Here is a 16,995-nt window from a genome sequence, read left to right on the forward strand (position 1 = left end):
GCCTCAGCCTGTGCTGAGCATGGCCGCAGCAATCCAGATCACCAGGCCGGTGAGCACGAAGCCTCCAGTTGCCACGGTGTATTGCCAGACAGCTTGGACCCTTGGTGTGGGCTGGCCTTCCAGCCAGGCTGGGCGGGCCCAGCCGCCGCCGTCTGTCCAGGGATTTAATCCTCCAGCGGGTGCGCGCCTGGCCATCGCCTCACGCCAGTAGGAGTCGTAGCGGGGGGCTTGCTGGTTGAAGGGCATGGTGCCTACGGCCTGGCCGGGAAGTACCCGCGAGCGCTGAAAAGGCACCAGGTTGTCGCCGAAGTTGTCGCGGTATTCGTCTGAATTCAGTAGCGCGTCAACAAACTTGGGCAGCCCCTGCTCGGCGATCACGATCGACCAGGCGATCTGTTCAGCTTGGCCATGCACCGGTCGGCCAAATACCCGACCCACCACCTGTTCCACCACCCTGTAATTGCTATTGCAGCGGTAAAAATCCCTCTGAAACTTCTCCGAGAGCAGGAGTTGGCGGATGAAGTCGCGGGTGCTGATCTGGCCTGAGCGCAGCTGGGATTCCAGCACCGCATCACGGTCCACTTTGAAGGCGTGAAAGTAGATCTGACGGTAGGCCTGCTCAATCACAGCATCGGTGGCTGCCGGATCCCGCACCAGGCAAGTGGTGTCGATCTGGCGGGGGCTTTCCTCACCGGCGGCCAGAAAGCTGCTGACACGAGCGCTGTTGGTGAGTGGCTTGGTGGCCAGAACGGGCAAGGGCACAGGGGTGAAAAATCCTCAAGGCGAGCAACGTATAAGTTTTTTCAAGCGCTCTTTAAAAGATTCGTTGGATCATCAGACAACTTGACAATGCGCAACATTGCGCAATTAATGGCAGCCGACCTGGTCCCCGGCTGCAGTTGCGTCACTGCCCGGTAGGCCGGGCTGCTGTTGCAGCCACATAAAAGTGGCCCGATCCCGGGCCGTGAGTTGCAGCACGGGGGTTGGCCCGGGCACGCCCGCCATGGCGTCTTGGGGCTGATCACTGTGTCCCCACATTCCGAAGGCGTGGCCAAGTTCGTGCAGGGCCGTGGCCTGGATGGCGTCCGGTCGCTGCCCAGGGCTGATGCTCACCAGTACTCGCGGTTCGATTTTGGGGGGGTCGCCTGGCTTGTTCGTCGCCAGAGCTAGCTCGGCTCGGCCATGGCTGGCCCGGCCCCGCTGCAGAGGTGGCCGGCGCCTCAATATCTGTACTTGGGCCGATTCCCTGCTTTCGCTGCGGTGAATCGTGACCAATTCAGCCCAGCTTGCCAGCGCCGCTTCCACGGCTTGCAGCCAAAGCTGATCCCAGCGCGCGGCAGGCCCGTCGGCTGCGGCGGGCTCGATCCACACGCACCAGCTTTGACGCTTGGGCCAGCCGTGGGGTGTGGGAACCAGCCGCTGGCGGTAATCACCCCCAGCTGCTTCGGCTGTTAATGCCCTGGCTGGAAAAAGGGCCAGAGCAAGCACCAGGCCGCAAGCCGGCAAACTCGCTCGATTTAATCGCCGGCTTAATCGCCGCAGCATCAGGCAGGCAGGCCGACGCCGCGGGCCATCAAGGTGGCTAGTAGGGGCACAAGGGCAAAGCCCACCAACTCGATATTGAGAATCCAGCCCAGACGGGTGGCGAGAGCTTCGCTTACTTGGGGCAGCTCGCCCTTGCGCAGCGGGATAGCCCAGAGGATGTAGGTGATGGTGGGGTACAGCGACAGCCCTCCCACCCCTAGATAGAGCCCAACCTTCCACCAGAACAGGGGGTTCTCCGTATAAAACTCGCTTCCCTGGCCGAAGTACAGAACCCGCAGAATCCCGCTCACCAGCAGGGCAAGGGCTGCCAGTCCATACACCACATCGGTGATCACCATCAAGGTGGCATCGGCCTTGTTTGGATTTGGCTTGATCAAGCGCCGCTCCAGCACCAAGGCGCCAAAACAGAGCATGAAGCTCACGTAGTGCACGTAGGCCACCCCAGCGCGGGAGAGCACTTCAGGGGGGATGGCAGCCAAGCCAGGCATTTGTAGTAGGCAAATCTTGGCAACCGTAACCGGCCAGTCAGCTGGCCTGCTGCCCTGCTCAACAGGGAGCTGAAATCAGCAGCCATTGTGAAAGTTGAACAAGCACGGGAATTGCGATGGAATTTTGAAAGTCGGAAGCTTTTCTGTTAGTCCGTTTGTGCTTGCTGATTGCCCTTAGGTTCAATTCACTGCTTGGGTGATCCATGGCGAGCTCCTTGAGCGTCTTTTTAGGTGAAATTGGCCGTCATCAGTTGTTGACACCCGAGCAGGAGCTCACCTTGGGTCGCAAGGTGCAGGCCATGGCCCTTTTGCAGGAGCGCTGCCGTGATGCCGGTGGCTCGGGACCTGCTTGCGACTTCAATGATCTGGAGCGCTGCACCCTCAAGACCGGTGAGCAGGCCAAAAATCAAATGATCACGGCCAACCTGCGGCTGGTGGTCAACCTGGCCAAGCGCTACCAGAACAAGGGCCTAGAGCTGCTGGACCTAATCCAGGAGGGCACCCTTGGTCTCACTCGCGCCGTGGAGAAATACGATCCCAGCCGCGGGCATCGCTTTAGTACTTACGCCTATTGGTGGATTCGACAGGGTCTAACCCGCGCCCTATCCACCCAGAGCCGCACCATTCGCATTCCCGTCAATGTGAATGAAAAGCTCACAAAATTGCGGGCTGCCAAAGCTCGCTATCTCCAGGCCAACGGAGTTGCACCTAGGCCAGCCCAGTTGGCCCAGATGATGCATCTGCCCCAGGCGGCAGTGGATGATTTGCTGGGCTGCGAACTACGCAGCATCACCGTGAGCCTGCAGGGGGTGGTGAAATCGAAGTCTGATCCCTTTGAGCTGGTTGATGTGTTGCCCAGCCCGGAGCTGCCCCCGATGGAGCGCGTTGAGCTTGCCGAGCGCACGGCCGCGGTGTGGACCCTGCTCGAATGCGCCAACCTCACCCCCAAGGAGCTCACGGTGGTGATGCAGCGCTTCGGTCTCGATAGCAGCCACGAATGGCGGACCCTGGCTGAAGTGGCCCGCCAGCTCGATTGCAGTAGGGAATATTGCCGCCAGGTGCTGCAGCGGGCCCTGCGCAAATTGCGGAAAACCGGCATCGATAGCGGTTTGGTGGAAGCCGAGTAGCTGTCGTTTGCTCCTTGAATAAGCAGGTTGGCTGCAGTGCTGCCGTGACCGTGTTTGTAGATCCGACCTCAGTGGATGCTTCCGCAACGGATGCTCCCGTCGTTGATGCCCAGGTGCTGGAGAGCACCGAGGTGAATGAGGTGGTGTTGCTCAAGTTGTTGCGCCGAGCTGGCCGCACCCTGGCCAGGCCGGCCCTGGAATGTCTGGAGCTGTTGCTTGACCCCCAGACCCCTGCACCAGCCAAGCTCACCGTGCTGGCCGCGCTCACCTACCTGCTGGTGCCCCTAGATCTGATTCCAGATTTCATTCCGGCGGCGGGCTTCAGCGACGATCTTGTGGCCGTTACGGCGTTGCTTGGTTTGTGCAGTCGCCATCGCACTCCGGCGGTGCAGTTGCGGGCCCAGCGCAGACTGGATCAATGGTTTCCCCTGAACCGCTGATAGCGATGGCCAGCCTCACAGATGCAGAGCTCGATGATCTGCAGAGCTTTCTCAAAGACTGGCTGCGCCACACCGGACGCACCCAGGCGGATCTCAGGCGCGCTCTGCAAGCTGCTTCGATTCGGATGCCCGTCCTGCTTGAGGTGCTGCAACGCACTCACAACCGCGACGGGTTGCCTGGCCTCGCCCAGCAGCTGTGTGGCGTTGAGGAGCTCTGGCAAAACGAAGATGGAGCGGGCCAGAGCGAGGGTGCGGGTCGGCTGGGGTTGGAGGCTTCGCTGGGGCAGCTAGATCTGCTGTTGCAGGAAATTCGCCAAGACCAGCAAACCTGAGCTTGGCCGTTCAGAGTGGGGAAATAACAGCTATTGCTTCGATGCAGCTCCCAGGCGTTTCTTTGGCAATCCTTGCCGCCAGCACCTTGCTCACCGTGGCTCCGGTCTTTGCCCAGGCGGAAAGTTTTCTTTTGGGCCCTGGCAGCTCCGTGGGGCCATCCACCAAGGTCAAGCCCAAAAATTGCGTCACAGCAGCGGATGGATCCATCACTTGTGACACCCAGCTGGAAACCCCCCCCAGCGACACCCAAGCCCGACCTATCTATGAGCAGTTCAAGAATTAATTGGCGACTGTGATCAAAAAACTGCGCCGGCTCTGGCAAGACGCCACCTATCTCCAGCTGATCGATCGCAGCGAGCAATCTCTGGCCAAGCTGCTTGGCCTCGTGTTGCTGGTGGTGTTGGTAGCTGGCACCGTGCAGTTAATGATCGGTGTAACCGCGGCTGTGCTCCAGCCCGATACGCCCTGGCTCAGTAGCAAGATCAATGCGGTCTTGGGCGATCTGCTCACCCTGCTAATTGCGGTGGAGGTGCTCCAAAACGTGACCTCCTATCTGCGCCGTCATGTGGTGCAGATCGAGCTGGTGTTGCTAACAGCCATGACCGCTGTAGCTCGCAAGGTGATCGTGCTGCCCCCCGGGGCCGAAAACAAACCCGAGCTTCTCGGCGGGCTAGGTATTGCGGTGCTCGCCCTAGCGGCGGCGTTCTGGCTGGTTCGCGGCGTCAACATTCGCCAGCCTCCCGCCAGAACAGGGCCAGCCATACGGTCCCCGGAGCAGGATCCGTAGCGAGCAGCCTGTGCCGCCGGTGGGCTGGAATCAGCAGGCTGTCACCTCGGCAGAGATCTACAGGCACCGTCTCACCGTCGAGCTCAAGTACGGCGCTGCCCTGGAGCAGGGTTACCCACTCGTGTTCCTCTTGGTCGTACCAAAAACCCTCAGGACTGGCTGCTAGGCAGGAGTGGATCCGCTCAAGTCGCCAGTTTTTTTGATCCATTAAAACGACACTGATTTCCTGTCCCTTAAGAGGGCAGGGAGTAGCTAGGAGATTGGTTTCAGGTTGGCGGGGGGAATCGGTTTCACCCCAGCGCCGACCGATCTCGAAGCCCCGGCTGCGGGCTAGTTCCACCACCCCGTGGTGATTGCTGCAGTCCCGCAGGGCCTGGCGCAGGGATGGCTCGGCCTCGCTGAGGGCCACGAAGGCATTCAGCTGGCGTACCTTCTCGAGAAATTGCTGCAATTGGGCTTCAGCCATCGCGGCCCCTTTCGTTTTGCTGGCTCAGGTCTTTGATCATCCGCCATCGCTGGAAGGATTCCCCAGCAAATATCACCTTCTCTTCGGCCTCGATCTGCCAGCCGAGCTGGAGCAAAAGCGGCTTGGAAAGCTGGCTCGCCTCGGTGTGCAACTGGCGGCCCCCCTGTTGCCAGGCGTGGCTTTCAAGGGACTGCAGGATTAGGCGGCCCCTTCCCTGCCGGGAGGCCCTGCCGCGGCAATATAGAAGCGATAGCCGTTGCGGCGGATCAAGCACCCCAAAAGCTTCAATAATATTTTGGTTGTTGGCTGCGCAGCTGGCTAGGCCATAGCCCCTATGCAGGGCTTCGCGAACAGCATTGCTGGTGTGGGCATGGCTGGCCCATGCCGCAATCTGAGCTTGGCTATAAAGGCCTTTGGCCTGGCTGATCACGGCGTCGTGATACACCGCTGCTACTTGATCGAGATCGACGGGATGCAGCACCCGCAGGTTTTCCATCCCGTTGCTGGGTTCAGCCTGCTTTCTATCACCGCTGCCAGCCAGCATCGAAATGGGCTGAATGTTTAGGCATTGAATTGCCTGGCAAAGCTTGGCAGCTGCAGTTAATGGTGTAAATTCTGAATGTAATTCCCAGGGGCAAACCTCTTAAGCCCCGCCAATTCACCCACCAATCCCCTAAATCGATGCTCACAGGATCAGAACTGCTTGCCAAGGTCAAAGAGCTTGGCGATGTGGGTAAGTCGGAGATCGTCCGGGCCTGCGGCTATGTCTCCAATAAGAAGGACGGCGGCGAGCGCCTTAATTTCACTGCCTTCTATGAGGCCCTGCTTGAAGCCAAGGGCGTTGAGCTTGGCGGTGCTGGCAAGGTTGGCAAGGGCGGCCGCAAACTCAGCTACATCGCTACCGTGCAAGGCAATGGCAACCTGCTGATCGGCAAGGCCTACACGGCACTGCTTGATCTCAAGCCCGGCGATGAGTTCGAGATCAAGCTCGGCCGCAAGCAGATTCGTCTGATTCCCGCCGGTGCCACCGACGAAGACGAAGAGTGATAGCCGCGTCCCCATTTGACGCTGCTTAAGCATCTGTTAATTGTTTCCCCCGGCTGGTCCGGGGTTTTTTTTGTCTTGCCGCCCACGACTCTCTGGTCAGGCGGCTAGGGCGATTTCACTGCCAAGCTCGGCAGCCAGCGCCTGATAGTCATTCGGGTTGCAGGACAGCAGGATCAGTTGCATGCCGTGGTTGGCCCCTCGGCGCAGCATCTGCTGCAGCGCTTGCAGGCGCTGTTGATCGCTGTTGGCAAAGGCGTCGTCGAATATCAACGGCAGGCAATCGTCGTAGGCGGGTTGGAGCACCTCCGCTATGGCCAAGCGCAGGGCGGCGGCTAATTGTTCGCGCATGCCTCCACTTAGCTGCTCGAAGCCAAAGCGGTGTTGGCCCTGCTGAAGTTCGAAATTGCCAAACCCACTTTTGGGGTCAAAGTCCAGGCTTGCCTGGTGCCTGCCGCTTTGCAGGTAGTGGAGGTAGGGCCCAATGGCCTGCTCCAGCGGTTCGCTGTAGCGCTGGGAGAAATCCTGGCGGGTCTGGTGAAACAGGTTCTGCAACATCTGCAATGCCTGGGTTTGGAGCTCCAGCGCCTCCATATCTGCCTGGGCCGACTCCCAGGCGGCCTGGCGATGTTCCACTAATGCCGCTGGATCATCCGAGCTAAGAGTGAGGCAGCGTTGCTCGTTTTGGCCGCGGCTGGTGAGCAGGGCGTCTTTCTCGCTATCTAGCAGGCGTAGGCGCTGCTCGATGGCGCCGCCAGCTGGCAGCTTGTCGAGCAGTTCGTTATCCAGGGCAGACAACTCCGCCTCTTGGATGAGCAGGGCCTGGCGGCTGCTGTTCACCGCATCAGTTAGTTGCTGCGCATCACCGTGACTGGCTTGTAGGGCTAGTTGGCGTTCCGCCAAGGTGCTCAGGGAGCCCGTGAGTTGCTCGAGGTTTCGCTCCAGCTCCTGGCTGCTTCCGTGCTGCTGCTCCAGCTGCTGGCGCCAGCTTGTGCGCTCGGCTTCGGCCTGCTGCTGCTTTTGACTGAGCTCATTGGCTTGTCGCCGCAGCTCCTCGATCCAGGCCTCGAGCTCCGCGCGCCCCTGGGGCAGCTCGCCGCTTTCGGCCAGGCTCTGGCGCTGCAATTGATGGTGTGCCAGCCGGCTGAGCAGGCGCTGACGCCTCGGCTCAAGGGCGGCGATCTGCTCTTCCAATCGACTCCAGGGGATGGCGCTGGCCGCTTGGCGCAGGTTGGCCAGCTCGAGCTCCAGGGCCTGGCGCTGCTGGGCAATCACTTCTGCCGCTTCGCTGTTGGCCACGCCAATTGAGCTCTGCAGCTCGCGCAGGGCCGCACCGCTGTGCTGCAGGGCAGCCGCAGCTTGGGCGGTCGCCTCCCCTCCCCCAGGGCTGATTCGCAGCCTTACCCCGCAGCCCACCGCCAGCTCGGCGCTGCCATTGAGCTGAACCGTTTCTCCAGGGGTTAGGGGCTGGCCGGCGAGGCTTACGGGCTTATCCGCCTCAATCAAACAGATCGCTGTCGCCATGGCCTGGCTGCGGGCTTCGGCCTGGGCCCATTGCTGTTCGGCCTGCCGCAGGGCCTTCACAGCGGCGGCATCGATCGGGGCCAGCTGGGCAAGGCTCTGCTTGCACTGTTCCGCCTGGAGCTGGAGCCGCTGAAATTGCTGTTGATGCTCTAGGAGCTGCTGACCTTCCCGCTCGAGGTTGGCTAGATCGAGCAGTTGCTGGGCCAGCTCTAGACGCTCGACCTGTTGCTGCTGCTTGTTTTTCAGCTTCTGGCAGGCCTGCTCTGAGCTTTGGCAATTGGCTTCCAAGCTGCGGTTTTGCTGTTGCCGGCTGGCGCGTTGCAGCTGCCAGTCCTGCTGCTGCGCTCCTAGTTCGCCCAGCTGCTGCTGTACCGCTTGCAGCTGCGATAGGCCCTGTTCAAGATTGCTCAGTTGCTGGCGCTGGGGTTCGATCTGGGCTCGCCGCAGCCGCACCTGGGCCTCCAGCTGGAGAGCTCGCTGCAGCTGCGGTCGCTCCTGGGCTTCGATCAGCTGCAACCTTTGACCTATTTGGCGCAGCTGCTCCATGGCCGCTTCCAGCTCAGCTTGGAGCGATTGGGCCTGCTCCAGGTTCAGTAGGGCGCTTGAGCAGCGCTGGCGGGCCGCGGCCAGGGGGGAGCCGGCTTTCACCTTGCCTGTGGCCGTGAACTGCTGGTCGAGCCGCGCCTGCAGCTGCTCGCTTACCAGGCGGTCGAGGGGGGATTCCAGGGCTGCGGCCGCCGCGCCCCGCTGCTGCAGTTGCTGTACCAGCTGTTCAACGTCGTAGGCCTCGCTGGGGCTGCCCAGCAGGTTGGTGCCGGCCTCCCCCTGGCGCACCCAGAGGTGGGCCCAGCGCAGCGGCAACTGACTGTGGCGCCTGCCCTCGATTGGCCCATCCACTCCCAGTAGACGGGCCAGCTGCTCCTCCGCCGCCGCCCCCCGCAGGGCCAGGCCAGCATCGCTGCTGAGCTGGCAGGTGCCACTTGCCCCGGAAAAGCGCTTGCGTAGCTCCCAACGGGCGCCGGCCGCCTCAAAGCCCAGCTCCACCTCCGGCAGGCCGCTGTGCAGGCGGGAGCGCATTTCGTCTACCGCCCGGCCCGTGGCAGTGGCCTTCAGGAACAGCACCTTGTGCAGGGCCTCCACGACCGTGCTCTTGCCCGCCTCATTGGGGCCGCCCAGCAGGGTGAAGCGGGGATCGAACTGGAGCTCGAGCTGCTGGTGCAGGCGCACCTGGCGCAGGGTGGTGTGGAGCAGGCGCATGTTTACCCCTGCAACTGGGCCACGGTTTGGTGCAGCTCGCTGAGGGCTAGACGCACCACCGTGGGGTCGGCGTCGCCAGGGGCCTTAAGACAGCGATGCAGCTCTTGGGCAACCCGGGCAACCAGGGGATCGCCGGGGCGCTGGGTGAGCTCGGCTAGTTCGGCATCTCCGGGCGCCGCTTCACAGCGTCCACGCAGCTTCAGGCGCAGCAGCTGGGCATCCAGGCGCTCCAGCAGTTCCACGTAGCGGCGATGGCCAGCCAGGCTGAGGCTGCCGCCCATCTCCAGCAGCAGCAGGTCGCTGCCGATGCGCCCGCCAAGCAGGCGTTCCAGCTGGGCCTCGAGTCGCTCAAGGTCGCTGTCTTGCTGCAGTTGGATGCGCAGGGGATGCCAGCTAAGCGCTCCGGTGGCCAAGGGGCTCACCTGGGGCACCACGCCCCGCCCAAGCTGCACCTGCAACACCTGGCCGCAGCGGTAGTCGGCGCTGCGGGGAAAGCGATCTGCTTCGGGGGTGCCGCTATACCAAACCTTCTCTGATACCCGTTTGAGGCCGTGCCAGTCGCCTAAGGCCACATAGTCAACATGCTCCAACCAGGCCCCCTCCAGCCGCAGCCGGTTGCTGGCATCGCCGGGGTTGTCGTCGTCTGGCTCGCCAGCGGCATCAAGGTCGGTGGCACCAAAGCCGTGAACCGAGCCATGGGCGAGCACCAACCTGGGCTTGTTTTTAGGCAGCTCAGTCCAGTTGAGGCCGTTGAGCCAGCCGCAGGGATCGCTTGCATCAGTGCGACGCAGGAGCGGACAGGGCAGCACTACCACTCTCTCCAGTTCGATGGGTGTGGCCTCCAGCAACACCTGCAGGTTGGCGGCGCGGCGCCCCTGCTCCGCCTGGAAATAGGGCGTATGCCACACGCTGCCTGGGGCACCGTGGTCGTGGTTGCCGGGGATCACCAGCACGGCACAAGGGATCGTGCCGATGGCGGCACACACGGCACTCACATCCGCTGCACCAGGCGTGGGTGAGTCGAACAGATCCCCAGCTACCACTACCAAGTCAGCTGCTGTGACGGCGGCGTGGGTTGCGATACGGCCGATTGCCTGGAGCCGCACCTGGCGCAGCAGGGCGCGTTTGTCTGGATCGCTGACCCGGGCATAGGGCTTGCCGATCTGCCAGTCGGCGCTGTGCAGCAGGGTGACGGGTGGCAAGGGGTTAGCCAGGACCCAGGTGGCGGCGTAGGACCCTGTTTAGCGCCTGCAGGCGCACACTGGAATCATCGGCACACTGGAATCATCAATAGCAAGATTGCCAAGATGCTGCAGAAGTTGTTGCGGGGGTTGGGGTTGGCCAGGTTGAGATGGTTTGCCGTTGTGATGGCGGCGCTGGTAATAAGTGCTGGCCCGGTTTGGGCTGCCCCTGCGGCCGATGGGGCTGAGCTGTTTGACAACCATTGCGCTGGCTGCCACGTAAATGGTGGCAACATCATTCGCCGCGGCAAAAACTTGCACCTGGCTGCCCTGGAGCGAAATGGCATCGATGGTCCGGAGCGGATCGCCGTAATTGCCGCCGCCGGCCAGGGCCAGATGTCTGGTTATGCAGCCGTGCTTGGGGAAGGGGGAGCAGAGGCGGTGGCGGGCTACGTGTGGCAGCAGGCCCAGCTGGATTGGCCCAAGGTCTGAACTTGCTTCAGAAGGCCTGGATCCAGGGATACACCTGCACCTCAGTCCAGATGCCATTGCGCCAGTAGACATCTGCCTTAACCAGGGCTTCAACCTTCTCTTTGCTGTCGGCCTCGTAGATCCCGAACACATGGGTGCTGCCTTCGGTGGGTCCCAGGGTGATCAGGGTGCCGGCGTCCTTAAGGTCCTGCAGTCCGGCCAGGTGCTCTTCCCGATAGGGGCCGCGCTTTTCGAGGGCGTCATCGCAGTAGGTACCCCAGAGCACGAAGCGCATGGTGTTGGGAGTGATCGGGGCCTGACATTACGGGGTTACCGGCTTTCTGGGTGCCGATCAATGGTGTTAAGAAGGGTTCGACAAGTTTCCAAATAAACGTGCTTCGCTCCTGTCTCGTTCTTGCTAGCGCTGCCTTTTTCGCGGCTCCTGCCCAAGCCAACATGATCAAGCAGATCATCGTTGGCAAATGCTCCACTGCGATGCAGGATGAATTCAAGAAGGCAGGCAAAACACCACCTGCTGGCATGGTCAACGAGACCTGTGGCTGCATTGCCGACGGCTACGGCAAAGGCCAAAGCTTGGATCAGGCCAAGGCGACCTGCGTTAAGCAGTCAACTGCCAAATACAACCCTTGACCATTAGGGCAGTGAGCGATCCCGCTTACCCCTTGCCGGGCCCAAGCCAGAGGTTGGCGAAGGTATTAAGTCCAATCATTCCTGAGCTGGCTGCCCTGGTGCATCAGACCCCAGGCACCCTGTCGCTGGCCCAGGGAATGGTGGGCTGGGATCCGCCACCGGGCGTAGCCCTTGCCGTCGCCGAGGCTCTGGCTGCCGGGGGGCCAGCCCTGCACCGTTATGGGCCACTCCTGGGTGATCCAGAGCTGTTGGCGGCAATCACCGCCAAGCTCACCAACCAGAACGACCTCGATCTCATAGGGGCTGAGCTGCTGGTCACAGCCGGCAGCAACATGGCTTTCAACGCGGTAGCACAAGTGATCGCAGCGGGTCCCCCAGGGGAACCCAGCGAGGTGATCCTGCCTGTGCCCTTTTATTTCAACCACGTGATGGCGGTGCAGCTGGCCGGTGCGGTGCCAGTCCCGGTGCAGGCGGGCCTGATACCCGATCCAGAGCGGCTGGCGGCGGCAATCACCCCGCGCACCAGGGCCATCGTCACCGTGTCGCCAAATAACCCCAGTGGCGTGGTGATTCCGGCCCAGGTGTTGGCGGCGATCAACCAGCTCTGTGCGTTGCACGGCCTGTTTCACATCAGCGATGAGGCCTACGAGCAGTTCGTTTACGGCGAGGAGCCCCACTGGAGCGCCGGTTCCCTGCCGGGCAGCGCCGCCCACACCGTGTCGCTGCACTCGCTCTCGAAGGCCTATGGCCTGGCGGGCTGGCGGTTGGGCTACATGGCCGTACCGCAGGCGCTGCTGCCTTCCTTGTTGAAGGTGCAGGACACGGTGCTGATCTGTCCGCCCCGACTCACCCAGCACGCCGCCCGTGCCGCTCTAGCTGCCGGTCCGGCCTGGTGCGCGCCCCGGATCGCAGCCCTGGCGAAGCTGCGCCTGCAGCTGCTGGCTGCCGTGGCAGAGCAGCAGGCCCAGGGCTTGCCGGTGCGCTTGCTGGCCAAGCCCGATGGGGCCTTCTACGCCCTGCTGCAAGTTGCTGTGCCGTTGCCGTTCGATGCGGACACGCTGATGCGGCGGCTGGTGCTCGAGCACCGGGTGGCGACCCTGAGCGGCGGCAGCTTCGGGCTGGATTCAAGCGACGCTGGGCCGGTGTTGCGGCTCAGCTACGGCCTGCTCGACGCTGCGGATCTAGCTGAGGCCCTCGATCGGCTGTTCAGCGGCCTGAGCCGCCTACTGGCTACAGCTGGCGGGCTTAGGACGCTCCAGCACCAGCATTCGGTTGTTGGCCGGCAGGGGCAGATCGGCTAGGAGGTCGAGACCGAGGTTTTGGGCTTGCTGCACCAGCTCAATGGCATCACGCACCCCCATGGCTGGATCGAGACTGCGCAGGTGCTGGTCGAAGGCGGCGTTGCTGGCGGCAGTGTGTATGCCGCCGTCGTGGAAGGGGCCGTAGAGCAGCAGCAGCCCGCTAGGCCGCAACACCCGCGAGGCTCCGGCTAATAGATGGGTTACGGCCGCGGCCGACATGATGTGAGCCGTATTGGCACTAAATACAGCATCGAAGCTCTGGCATGGCCACTGCCCAGCGTCCGTGACATCCAGGGCGATGGCGGCTGGCAGCGTGGGGCTCAGGGCCTCCAGCTGGGCCTGCAGATCCGTGAGGCTCTCTTGGCGTTCACTGGTCTGCCAGGTAAGGCCTGCGATCTGCTGGCAGAAGAAAGCTGCGTGCTGGCCGCTGCCTGAGCCGATCTCAAGTACTTGGGCGTGAGCCGGCAACCACTCTTTAAGCACAGCCAGGATCGGCCCTTTGTTGCGCTCGCAGGCGGGGGAAAAGAGCATGAGGGGCTTAAGCGTAAGCGTCGAGTCCGGCCCGCAACTCGGCGCAGAAGCGCCCGGCTGCTGCGGCAACGTCGCCCTGCTGGCCATGGGCGGCCGCCATCACTTTCACTAGGGCACTACCCACAATTGCTCCATCGGCGCCCCAGTCGCGCACCTGACGGGCTTGCTCGGGGCCGGAAATGCCAAAGCCCACGGCGATTGGCGTATCTCCCAGGGTCTTGAGCTGGCCCACCAGATCGCCCACCCGGGATTCAAGGTTTGTGCGCACCCCGGTCACGCCGGTGACGCTCACCAGGTAGGTGAAGCCGCGGCTGGCCTGATGGATTCTTCCCATGCGCTCGGCTGGTGTGGTGGGTGCCACTAGCAGCACCAGATCGAGGCCGGCAGCTGCTGCGATTACTGAGAGTTTCTCGGCCTCCTCAAGGGGTAGGTCGGGCACCACCAAGCCGGCGGCTCCGGCGGCGGCGGCGGCGGCACAGAAGGCCTCCATGCCGCGGTTGAGCAAGGGGTTGCTGTAGGTGAACAGCACCACGGGCATGGTCAGTTCACCCTTGAGGGAGCTGAGCATCTCAAGCACCCCGGCAGGGGTGGTGCCAGCTTTCAGGGCTCGGCTGGCGGCGGCCTGGATCACCGGTCCATCGGCCAAGGGATCGCTGTAGGGAATGCCGAGCTCCACCAGGTCGGCGCCATTGGCCTGCAGGGCCAGCAGGCTGGCCCGGGTGTGGGCCAGATCCGGATCGCCCGCCATCAAAAACGGCATCAGGGCGCAACGTCCCTGTTGGCGAAGGGAGATGAAACGCTGCTGGATTTGGGTGGGGGCGGCAGACACAGCAGCGATAAGGGCTTCGGCCAGTGAGCCTATGTCTCGCCCTGGGGAGCTTCTGGCAGCTGGCCCGTTTCCCGCAGGAGTCGCTCCTGCTCTTCGGGGCTGAGGGCGTCAAACTTGCGCTGCAGAGCCTCAGTGGTGAAGGCGTCGTAGGCCTCGCGGTATTGGCGCCGCTGCTGGATAAAGGTCATTTTGCCTGTGACCACCCGAAACAGGTAGCTGCCCGTCCAGGCGATTACCAGCACCATCAGCAGGGCAGAGGCGGCGATACCAGCAGAAAAACCCTCAAAGCCCCCGGCCTGAAAAATCCAATAACCGCCGCCGCCCAAGCCAAATACTCCTAGGGCCAGCAGCAGGGCCCGACCGTTGGTCATGAGAGCACGTTGCCCTGACCTGCCATGCGCAGGTTGATGAAGGGAGCAAACAAGATCAGCCCAGGGAAAAACAGGAACACCAGCCCGTAGACCCCGAAGCGCTCGAGCTTGCCCATCACCGTCCAACGCTTGATCATCCAGGCGTAGAGAAGCAGGGGCACGGCCACTAGATAGGCGCCTGCGATCAGGGCATAGGCAACCAGTACCAGCAAAAGATCTGGCGATACGGATTGTAGAAACCCGGGCAGCTGCACGGCAAACCTTCTTGTTGCCACCAATTTAGGATGGCCAGGAAGGGGGCATGGCGGAATTGGTAGACGCAGCGGACTTAAAATCCGCAGACGGCAACGTTGTGGGGGTTCAAGTCCCCCTGCCCCCATTGATTTTGGTTGGATTTGCCCGGTGCTGATTTGAGAAGTTTTGAGTGGTCGCTGGAAGCTGCTGCTGCTGGTGAGTGCAGTGGCGATTGTGGTGCCGCCTGAGGCGGCGGGCCCTTTCAAGCTCCCCTATTTCCTGCTTTGCGGCCTCGCCCTGATCCCCCTAGCCCAGATCACAGCTGAGCTGGTCGATCGCCCTGACGGCCTTGAAAAGCGGCCTTTACGACCTGGTGGTGTTGAGCATTGCCGGTGCCGTGATCACCAACAGTCTGTTGGTGCTCGGAATCAGCACGATCGTGGCTGGGAGGCGGGAGTTGGTGGTGGATCTCAATCGCCACAGTCGTGGCCTAAGCACCCGCCAGTTGCTGATAAGTGTGATTTTGATGTCGGTCCCCTCGATCTTTTTCTGGGACTCGATGCACCCGATCACCGAGGGCAGCAAAGTATTTGATCTGTTTGCCGTCTACTCCCTGGTCGTAGCGGTGATTGTAATGCTGGCTTATCTGCTTTCCTACCTATATCAACTGGGTACCCATCGGCGGCTATTTGCTGTTGAGAGGGAGCTGGCAGAAGCTAGTGCTACCAGCGAGTCCCAGGCGTCCCTGCTGGCAATTGTGGGGGTGCTGGTTTTGGTGGCCCTGGCCATTGCCGGGGTTTCGGAACATTTGGTGGCTGGGCTCGAAGAACTGGTCAAAGGCAGTGCGGTCACCCCCCTATTTGTGGGCATGTTGTTGTTGCCGTTGTTTTCTGCAATTCCAGAAGCGCTGGTCGCCTTTCGGGCGGCCAGTCGAGGTCGCATGGCCCTGGCGATGGCCAGCACCGTCGAATCCAGTGTCCAGTTGATGTTGTTCGTATTGCCCGTACTGGTGCTGCTCGGACCGCTAATGGGGCGTTTCCTACACCTCACCTTCCCGCCCCAGGCCCTTGCCTGCCTTGGGGCCACCGCCTTTGCCGTGCACTGGGTGACGGAAGGGGATTCCCTGACCTGGTACCAGGGTTTGCTGCTGCTCAGCATCTATACGGCCCTATTCGTGGGTGCTTTGTTGCTCAAACCCATCATTTGAATTGCTCAAGCGAAGGGGTGCCTGCTCTCGGGCTATGTTGGAAGGGTCTGGCGGAAGCCGGCTAGCTCTAAGAGCTTGCGCAGGCCAGAACAAGCACCATGCATCCCCTGCGCTTCCTGGGGAAGGCCGATCAGTCTGCCAAGTCAGATCTGTTGGCCAAGTCAGCTCAGTCCAGTTTGATTGTTCTGCTTAGCGATTGCTCCGTGTGAATTCCCCATAGGGGAATGGCAATCCTTCGGTGCGAGATCCATATCGATTCACTTTTCCATGTTTATTGTTTCACCGTCCCCATCCCGCTCAAGCCGCACCAGCTATCCCAGCTGCCCGCTGCACTCCCGTCCCCAAGGACGTCCCCCCTCCCAACCGCTCACTTGGGAGGAGTTGCTAGGCCAGCGCTGAGCAGGGCCGCAAAGTGGCTGCCCTCGTCTCCAGGGGTGTCAGAGGTGTTTAACAGCACATCCAGATGCTCGCCCCAGCGCAGCGTCAACTCATGTAGTACGGCGTCTTGGTCAGAACCAGCCAGCCAGCTGGTGTTGAGAAATACCGTTTGGCTGCTTTCTGAAAAATGGCTGCGGGCCCCTGGCAATTCGTCGTCTGCCATCAACTCCACCGTTGGCAGACCACTGAAATCGCCCTGGGCTAATGCCTCAGCCAAAGCGGTCAGAGCCAATGGCTCCTTACCTAATCCCAGGGCATGGACAGCGGCGCTCACAAGTTCGCCGTTCTGGGCCCATGCCTTGACCTGCTGCTGCCAGAGACCAAGCAGAGCTTGGCGTTTGGTTGCGGTCATGGGGCCTGCAGGCGCTGCCGCTGCAGGTAGACACGAATCAACTTTTCGTCCATCAGCCCCTGGCGCGCCAGAGGCGCTTCATTGCAGCGCTCGAACAGTCCCAGCAATGTGGAGGCCTGGAAGTTGAAGCCCTGATTGGCGGCTATGGCCACCACATCGGGAGCTGATATCACATCGTTGAGCAGGTCGCGCAGGGCACCATCCTGCTGAATCTGGCCCAGAAAGCTAAAGAGGCTTTCGAGCTCATCGGACTGGGCCGAGGCAGCTGCGGCAATTGTGACGTCCGGATCAATCACTCGAAATGTCTGCCTAAGTTCTAGAGAAATCGTAGGTCGCAGTCCCCGGCTTGGCCCCTGTCGGCGGCTGGACCGTACAGAATCCCTATATCGATTCTTCGGCAGCCCCCACAGAGGCCACT

General features: G+C 61.9%; 24 protein-coding genes and 1 tRNA gene. 11 read left to right on the forward strand and 14 right to left on the reverse strand.

All coding sequences use genetic code 11. The features are described from left to right. Positions 1-3: 3 nt before the first annotated feature. From KBY83_RS04525 to KBY83_RS04535, 3 genes are all read right to left on the reverse strand, one after another. Positions 4-762 carry a phycobilisome rod-core linker polypeptide gene (locus tag KBY83_RS04525; RefSeq protein WP_255018497.1) on the reverse strand — a complete coding sequence of 253 codons (759 nt, stop codon included), beginning with the start codon at positions 760-762 and terminating at the stop codon, positions 4-6. Between the two features lie 105 nt (positions 763-867). After that, positions 868-1,545 carry a peptidase gene (locus KBY83_RS04530; protein ID WP_255018498.1) on the reverse strand — a complete coding sequence of 226 codons (678 nt, stop codon included), beginning with the start codon at positions 1,543-1,545 and terminating at the stop codon, positions 868-870. Then, positions 1,545-2,024 (reverse strand): DUF2214 family protein, encoded by a 480-nt coding sequence (locus tag KBY83_RS04535; RefSeq protein ID WP_396093408.1) that lies wholly within the window; start codon positions 2,022-2,024, stop codon positions 1,545-1,547. Before KBY83_RS04535 ends, KBY83_RS04530 begins: the two co-directional genes overlap by 1 nt. Positions 2,025-2,236: 212 nt before the next feature. Between KBY83_RS04535 and KBY83_RS04540 the strand changes: the two genes are divergently transcribed. From KBY83_RS04540 to KBY83_RS04560, 5 genes are all read left to right on the forward strand, one after another. Then, entirely contained in the window at positions 2,237-3,160 is a 924-nt protein-coding gene (locus tag KBY83_RS04540; protein ID WP_255018499.1) for a sigma-70 family RNA polymerase sigma factor, read from the forward strand. Positions 3,161-3,231: 71 nt separating this feature from the next. After that, entirely contained in the window at positions 3,232-3,600 is a 369-nt protein-coding gene (locus tag KBY83_RS04545; protein WP_255018624.1) for a DUF1232 domain-containing protein, read from the forward strand. Between the two features lie 5 nt (positions 3,601-3,605). Further along, entirely contained in the window at positions 3,606-3,932 is a 327-nt protein-coding gene (locus tag KBY83_RS04550; RefSeq protein ID WP_255018500.1) for a hypothetical protein, read from the forward strand. A gap of 41 nt (positions 3,933-3,973) precedes the next feature. Then, positions 3,974-4,216, forward strand: a complete 243-nt coding sequence (locus KBY83_RS04555; protein ID WP_255018501.1) for a hypothetical protein — start codon at positions 3,974-3,976, stop codon at positions 4,214-4,216. Next, entirely contained in the window at positions 4,217-4,720 is a 504-nt protein-coding gene (locus KBY83_RS04560; RefSeq protein ID WP_255018502.1) for a phosphate-starvation-inducible PsiE family protein, read from the forward strand. On the opposite strand, the gene KBY83_RS04565 is transcribed toward KBY83_RS04560, so the two are convergent. Both KBY83_RS04565 and KBY83_RS04570 read right to left on the reverse strand, forming a co-directional pair. Further along, positions 4,656-5,186 carry a Nif11 domain/cupin domain-containing protein gene (locus KBY83_RS04565; RefSeq protein WP_255018503.1) on the reverse strand — a complete coding sequence of 177 codons (531 nt, stop codon included), beginning with the start codon at positions 5,184-5,186 and terminating at the stop codon, positions 4,656-4,658. The two genes, KBY83_RS04560 and KBY83_RS04565, sit on opposite strands and share 65 nt — an antisense overlap. Beyond that, on the reverse strand, positions 5,179-5,730 hold the full coding sequence (locus KBY83_RS04570; protein ID WP_255018504.1) for a GNAT family N-acetyltransferase: 552 nt from the start codon (positions 5,728-5,730) through the stop codon (positions 5,179-5,181). Before KBY83_RS04570 ends, KBY83_RS04565 begins: the two co-directional genes overlap by 8 nt. A 137-nt stretch (positions 5,731-5,867) precedes the next feature. Between KBY83_RS04570 and KBY83_RS04575 the strand changes: the two genes are divergently transcribed. Then, the gene (locus KBY83_RS04575) at positions 5,868-6,233 is read left to right on the forward strand and encodes an AbrB family transcriptional regulator (protein ID WP_106502848.1); all 366 of its coding nucleotides are present in this window, start codon (positions 5,868-5,870) and stop codon (positions 6,231-6,233) included. A gap of 96 nt (positions 6,234-6,329) precedes the next feature. Here the strand turns inward: KBY83_RS04575 and KBY83_RS04580 are convergent, their stop codons facing one another. Both KBY83_RS04580 and KBY83_RS04585 read right to left on the reverse strand, forming a co-directional pair. Then, a complete protein-coding gene (locus tag KBY83_RS04580) occupies positions 6,330-9,011 on the reverse strand; it encodes an AAA family ATPase (protein WP_255018505.1) in 2,682 nt (893 codons plus the stop codon). Between the two features lie 2 nt (positions 9,012-9,013). Further along, positions 9,014-10,213, reverse strand: a complete 1,200-nt coding sequence (locus KBY83_RS04585) for a DNA repair exonuclease (RefSeq protein ID WP_255018506.1) — start codon at positions 10,211-10,213, stop codon at positions 9,014-9,016. A gap of 105 nt (positions 10,214-10,318) precedes the next feature. On the opposite strand from KBY83_RS04585, the gene KBY83_RS04590 reads away from it, so the two are divergent. Further along, complete coding sequence (locus KBY83_RS04590; RefSeq protein ID WP_255018507.1) at positions 10,319-10,684, forward strand: c-type cytochrome; 366 nt, start codon at positions 10,319-10,321, stop codon at positions 10,682-10,684. A gap of 7 nt (positions 10,685-10,691) precedes the next feature. Here KBY83_RS04590 and KBY83_RS04595 read toward each other — a convergent pair whose 3' ends face one another. Beyond that, positions 10,692-10,958: a YciI family protein gene (locus KBY83_RS04595; RefSeq protein ID WP_255018508.1), complete on the reverse strand. Its 267-nt coding sequence runs from the start codon at positions 10,956-10,958 to the stop codon at positions 10,692-10,694. 161 nt (positions 10,959-11,119) lie between these two features. Here KBY83_RS04595 and KBY83_RS04600 point away from each other — a divergent pair, with 161 nt between their 5' ends. Together KBY83_RS04600 and KBY83_RS04605 are read left to right on the forward strand one after the other, a co-directional pair. After that, positions 11,120-11,314 (forward strand): hypothetical protein, encoded by a 195-nt coding sequence (locus KBY83_RS04600; protein WP_255018509.1) that lies wholly within the window; start codon positions 11,120-11,122, stop codon positions 11,312-11,314. After that, positions 11,311-12,615, forward strand: a complete 1,305-nt coding sequence (locus KBY83_RS04605) for an aminotransferase class I/II-fold pyridoxal phosphate-dependent enzyme (protein ID WP_255018510.1) — start codon at positions 11,311-11,313, stop codon at positions 12,613-12,615. Before KBY83_RS04600 ends, KBY83_RS04605 begins: the two co-directional genes overlap by 4 nt. Here KBY83_RS04605 and KBY83_RS04610 read toward each other — a convergent pair. Genes KBY83_RS04610 through KBY83_RS04625 form a run of 4 tightly spaced genes read right to left on the reverse strand, consistent with a single transcriptional unit; the run spans position 12,538 to position 14,600 of the window. After that, on the reverse strand, positions 12,538-13,146 hold the full coding sequence (locus KBY83_RS04610) for a DUF938 domain-containing protein (RefSeq protein WP_255018511.1): 609 nt from the start codon (positions 13,144-13,146) through the stop codon (positions 12,538-12,540). The two genes, KBY83_RS04605 and KBY83_RS04610, sit on opposite strands and share 78 nt — an antisense overlap. A 7-nt stretch (positions 13,147-13,153) precedes the next feature. Next, a complete protein-coding gene (gene trpA / locus KBY83_RS04615; RefSeq protein WP_255018512.1) occupies positions 13,154-13,975 on the reverse strand; it encodes a tryptophan synthase subunit alpha in 822 nt (273 codons plus the stop codon). 29 nt (positions 13,976-14,004) lie between these two features. Then, complete coding sequence (locus KBY83_RS04620; protein ID WP_255018513.1) at positions 14,005-14,346, reverse strand: DUF3007 family protein; 342 nt, start codon at positions 14,344-14,346, stop codon at positions 14,005-14,007. After that, positions 14,343-14,600 carry an NAD(P)H-quinone oxidoreductase subunit L gene (locus KBY83_RS04625; RefSeq protein WP_254941772.1) on the reverse strand — a complete coding sequence of 86 codons (258 nt, stop codon included), beginning with the start codon at positions 14,598-14,600 and terminating at the stop codon, positions 14,343-14,345. Before KBY83_RS04625 ends, KBY83_RS04620 begins: the two co-directional genes overlap by 4 nt. A gap of 41 nt (positions 14,601-14,641) precedes the next feature. On the opposite strand from KBY83_RS04625, the gene KBY83_RS04630 reads away from it, so the two are divergent. Next, positions 14,642-14,725 (forward strand) — tRNA-Leu (locus KBY83_RS04630). A 204-nt stretch (positions 14,726-14,929) separates the two neighbouring features. Then, complete coding sequence (locus tag KBY83_RS04635; protein WP_255018514.1) at positions 14,930-15,787, forward strand: calcium:proton antiporter; 858 nt, start codon at positions 14,930-14,932, stop codon at positions 15,785-15,787. Between the two features lie 367 nt (positions 15,788-16,154). On the opposite strand, the gene KBY83_RS04640 is transcribed toward KBY83_RS04635, so the two are convergent. Then, the gene (locus tag KBY83_RS04640) at positions 16,155-16,577 is read right to left on the reverse strand and encodes a hypothetical protein (protein ID WP_255018515.1); all 423 of its coding nucleotides are present in this window, start codon (positions 16,575-16,577) and stop codon (positions 16,155-16,157) included. Next, positions 16,574-16,873 carry a Nif11-like leader peptide family natural product precursor gene (locus tag KBY83_RS04645; protein WP_255018516.1) on the reverse strand — a complete coding sequence of 100 codons (300 nt, stop codon included), beginning with the start codon at positions 16,871-16,873 and terminating at the stop codon, positions 16,574-16,576. The genes KBY83_RS04640 and KBY83_RS04645 overlap by 4 nt, the downstream gene beginning before the upstream one ends. Between the last annotated feature and the right edge of the window lie 122 nt (positions 16,874-16,995).

It is taken from the genome of Cyanobium sp. WKJ7-Wakatipu (genome assembly GCF_024345355.1).
Lineage (GTDB): Bacteria > Cyanobacteriota > Cyanobacteriia > PCC-6307 > Cyanobiaceae > Cyanobium_A > Cyanobium_A usitatum.

Bases quoted from the DNA above. Each gene is read 5' to 3' on its own strand.
- KBY83_RS04530 (WP_255018498.1), bottom strand. From the start codon at position 1,545: ATGCTGCGGCGATTAAGCCGGCGATTAAATCGAGCGAGTTTGCCGGCT.
- KBY83_RS04540 (WP_255018499.1), top strand. From the start codon at position 2,237: ATGGCGAGCTCCTTGAGCGTCTTTTTAGGTGAAATTGGCCGTCATCAG.
- KBY83_RS04550 (WP_255018500.1), top strand. From the start codon at position 3,606: ATGGCCAGCCTCACAGATGCAGAGCTCGATGATCTGCAGAGCTTTCTC.
- KBY83_RS04555 (WP_255018501.1), top strand. From the start codon at position 3,974: ATGCAGCTCCCAGGCGTTTCTTTGGCAATCCTTGCCGCCAGCACCTTG.
- KBY83_RS04565 (WP_255018503.1), bottom strand. From the start codon at position 5,186: ATGGCTGAAGCCCAATTGCAGCAATTTCTCGAGAAGGTACGCCAGCTG.
- KBY83_RS04570 (WP_255018504.1), bottom strand. From the start codon at position 5,730: ATGCTGGCTGGCAGCGGTGATAGAAAGCAGGCTGAACCCAGCAACGGG.
- KBY83_RS04575 (WP_106502848.1), top strand. From the start codon at position 5,868: ATGCTCACAGGATCAGAACTGCTTGCCAAGGTCAAAGAGCTTGGCGAT.
- KBY83_RS04580 (WP_255018505.1), bottom strand. From the start codon at position 9,011: ATGCGCCTGCTCCACACCACCCTGCGCCAGGTGCGCCTGCACCAGCAG.
- KBY83_RS04590 (WP_255018507.1), top strand. From the start codon at position 10,319: ATGCTGCAGAAGTTGTTGCGGGGGTTGGGGTTGGCCAGGTTGAGATGG.
- KBY83_RS04595 (WP_255018508.1), bottom strand. From the start codon at position 10,958: ATGCGCTTCGTGCTCTGGGGTACCTACTGCGATGACGCCCTCGAAAAG.
- KBY83_RS04600 (WP_255018509.1), top strand. From the start codon at position 11,120: ATGATCAAGCAGATCATCGTTGGCAAATGCTCCACTGCGATGCAGGAT.
- KBY83_RS04610 (WP_255018511.1), bottom strand. From the start codon at position 13,146: ATGCTCTTTTCCCCCGCCTGCGAGCGCAACAAAGGGCCGATCCTGGCT.
- KBY83_RS04620 (WP_255018513.1), bottom strand. From the start codon at position 14,346: ATGACCAACGGTCGGGCCCTGCTGCTGGCCCTAGGAGTATTTGGCTTG.
- KBY83_RS04640 (WP_255018515.1), bottom strand. From the start codon at position 16,577: ATGACCGCAACCAAACGCCAAGCTCTGCTTGGTCTCTGGCAGCAGCAG.